Raw genomic sequence first — 3,124 nt, 5'->3', positions numbered from 1 at the left:
GCAGGCTCAACGAGGTATCGGACGATGGCTTGATCACCACGCAGTTGCCGGCAGCCAGCGCCGGGGCCAGCTTCCAGGCGGCCATCAGGAAGGGGAAGTTCCAGGGGATGATCTGGCCGACCACGCCAATCGGTTCGCGCAGGATCAGGCTCAGGGTGTTCTTGTCCAGGCGAGTGGCGCTGCCTTCATCGGTACGGATGGCGGCAGCGAAGTAGCGGAAGTGATCGATGCCCGAAGGAATGTCCACGGCCAGGGTTTCGCGGATGGGCTTGCCGTTGTCCAGCGTTTCGACCATTGCGAAATGCTGTGCCTTGGCCTCGATGGCATCGGCGATGCGATTGAGGAAGCCGGCGCGTTCGGCCGGGCTGGTGTCCTTCCAGGTCTTGTAGGCCGACCAGGCGGCCTGCACGGCGGCATCGACGTCTTCACGATCGGCATTGGCGCAGTGCGCCAGCAACTCGCCGGAGGCCGGGTTGGTGGAAGTGAATTCATTGCCGGAACGGGAGGGAACCCACTGGCCATTGATCAGCAGCTTGTACTGCTTGTCGATATGGTCGGTATGCAATTGGTTCATGATGATGACCTTTCGGAAAACAAACGGATTCAAGCCTGATGGGCCTGGCGGAAGATACCGACCACCTGCTCCAGCGTCGCCGTGCGCGGGTTGGTGAGCTGGCAGGCGTCCTTCTTGGCATTGGTGGCCATCAGTTCGAAGTCGCTCTCCTTGACACCCAGTACCGCCAGATTGGGCGGGATGGCGACGTCGCGGGCCAGTTGCCGGATCGCCTTGATGGCCTTGTCGGCGGCATCCATCACCGACAGGTTGGCGATCTTTTCCCCCATGGCCTCGGCGATGTCGGCGTAGCGTTGCGGGCAGGCGATGAGGTTGAAGCTGCACACCTCGGGCAGCAGGACGGCGTTGCACACGCCATGGGGCAGGTTGTAGAAGCCCCCCAACTGGTGGGCCATGGCGTGGACGTAGCCGAGCGAGGCGTTATTGAATGCCATGCCGGCCAGGTATTCGGCATAGGCCATCTTGTCACGGGCTTCATCTGCTGGGCATTGGCCACGGCCGGTCGCAACCATTGCGAGATGAGGCGGATCGCCTGCAGGGCGCACGCATCGGTGATGGGCGTGGCGGCCGTGGAGACGTAGGCTTCGATGGCGTGGGTGAGGGCGTCCATGCCAGTGGCGGCCGTGAGGGAGGCCGGCATGTCCTTCATCAGCAGCGGATCGTTGATGGCCACGTTGGGCGTGCAGCGCCAGTCCACCAGGGCCATCTTCACGTGGGTGTCGGTATTGGTGATGATGCAAAAACGGGTCATCTCGCTGGCCGTACCCGCCGTGGTGTTGATCGCCAGGAAGGGTGGCATGGGCTTGCTGGTCTTGTTCAGCCCTTCGTAGTCACGGATGTTGCCGCCGTTGCTGACCACCATGCCGATGCCCTTGGCACAGTCGTGGGCGCTGCCGCCGCCGAGGGAGACGATGGCATCGCAATCGGAGGCGCGGTATAGCTGCACCCCCAGCTCTACGTTCTTGTCAGTCGGATTCGGATCGGAACCGTCATAGACGGTGACGGCCAAGTCCGCGCTCTCGAGGATGGCCTTGATCTTGTTCGCCATGCCGAGCTTGACCATGCCGACGTCGGTACACAGGAACACGCGTCGTGCTCCCAATGCCTTGGCTTGCGGGCCGACTTCCTCGGCGCAACCCACACCCATGAGCGATACGTTGGGCATGTAGAAGCCAAAGGTTTGATTTGCCATTGCCATAGTGTTCTCCATAGTGCAAAACAACGACGACGGCCCGATACGGGCCGTGTCTGTTCGCGTGAGGAAATACTAGGCTTCCCTATGGTTGCAACATTGACCTATCGCAAAAGCAAAATGTAAAGATTGGTTAGCTTTTTTGTTTCTAATGTTTTATTGATTGTGATGGGATGTCGATGACCGACATTTGCCTGATGTGCACGATGGCCGCTGCGTCGATACCGACGCCCACGCAAGCGCGAACGACTGTTTGCGCCTGTCAATGAAGCTGTCGTGTTACCTCGTGGCTTACCGGTTGGAATCCCCATTCTCCTGAATCCGGTCGGTACAGGGCATAGATCTCTGCCATGCCTGCCACTGTCCAGGTATGCAGGTAGTGGCTGATGCCCGTAATGTGAATCTTGCGCAGTGCGTCGGCCGCACATCGGGTGAGGGCAGCTTCGGAGCAACGTTCCAGCGCACCGATCTGCTGGCCATAATTCTCGCCACCGATGCTTCCCCACCAGTGTTGGACAAAGGCAGGAATGTCAGCACCAATACGCAACTGATGCAGACCGTGTTGGCGATGGCGCATGTTGAACTGCACCGGCAGCAAGGGCGTAACGAGCGATTGGCTGTCGTCGGCGAGCAGATCGTTGGTATCGGAGGCATAGAACCCCAGCGATAACATGAGTCGCTGTTGTTGCTGCGGTATCGTTGCCAGGGCGCTGGTGACGTCGATTCGTTCCAGTCGCTCGCGGCGCCAGCCTGTGACGCCGCACGCGGCCAGATGCTGGCAATAGATTTCTGCGTCCAGCGCCGAGGCGAAGGTGAGTAAGCCCATTTCGTCACCCAGTCTGACGATGAAGGTCTGCTGCATTGGTGCTTGACCAGGGGCGGCCTTGGCCTCCAGTGTCAAGCCCCAAAGAGAAAACGGCGAAAGCTTTGCGTGCAAGTCAGGATCTCCCAAAGTGGTTCGGGATGAGAGGGTGAGCTACAGCGCCTGTCAATCCCGTCTGGTCTGGGTGGTGGTTTTCCGGGGAGCGGTTCCACACGCAGGCAATGGCGGACCCGGGGCGGGTCACGCCGGGAGGTCAGGATGGCAGGCTGGGCAGTCGCTGCGATGCCGCCCTGTGGATGGCGGCATCGGCCTCGAAGTGGCAGCGATCAAGGAGGATATGGGGCAGTGACTTGTTTTCCAGCGCCACGATACGTGCGGTCAGATGGATCAGCGCTTCATGGGCGCGGTAGAGATTGAAGGCATCCATCGCATAGGTGCAACGTTGGGACAGCAGCGTGAGCGCCTCCGGGCTGAGGCGGAAGAGCAGCGATTCACCGCCGCAGGAAAGTGAAAGAACAGCCTTCGGCGGTCAGGC

General features: G+C 60.5%; 3 protein-coding genes and 1 pseudogene. All 4 read right to left on the bottom strand.

The window, feature by feature from the left end:
- Positions 1–574 (bottom strand): aldehyde dehydrogenase family protein (locus tag I5W_RS07555; RefSeq protein ID WP_044528770.1); only part of this gene is annotated, 574 nt, incomplete at its 3' end.
- Positions 575–603: 29 nt separating this feature from the next.
- Positions 604–1,766: pseudogene (locus I5W_RS07550) on the bottom strand (iron-containing alcohol dehydrogenase).
- 262 nt (positions 1,767–2,028) lie between these two features.
- Positions 2,029–2,703, bottom strand: coding sequence for a hypothetical protein (locus I5W_RS07545; protein ID WP_252716932.1), 675 nt, complete (start codon positions 2,701–2,703; stop codon positions 2,029–2,031).
- Positions 2,704–2,842: 139 nt separating this feature from the next.
- Entirely contained in the window at positions 2,843–3,016 is a 174-nt protein-coding gene (locus tag I5W_RS33200) for a hypothetical protein (protein WP_252716931.1), read from the bottom strand.
- Between the last annotated feature and the right edge of the window lie 108 nt (positions 3,017–3,124).

The organism is Herbaspirillum sp. B65, from assembly GCF_000333555.1.
Classification (GTDB): domain Bacteria; phylum Pseudomonadota; class Gammaproteobacteria; order Burkholderiales; family Burkholderiaceae_D; genus Herbaspirillum; species Herbaspirillum rubrisubalbicans.
Note: the sequence above shows the minus strand (reverse complement) of the source record. Positions and strands in the feature narration are given on the sequence as shown.

Bases quoted from the DNA above. Each gene is read 5' to 3' on its own strand.
- I5W_RS33200 (WP_252716931.1), bottom strand. From the start codon at position 3,016: ATGGATGCCTTCAATCTCTACCGCGCCCATGAAGCGCTGATCCATCTG.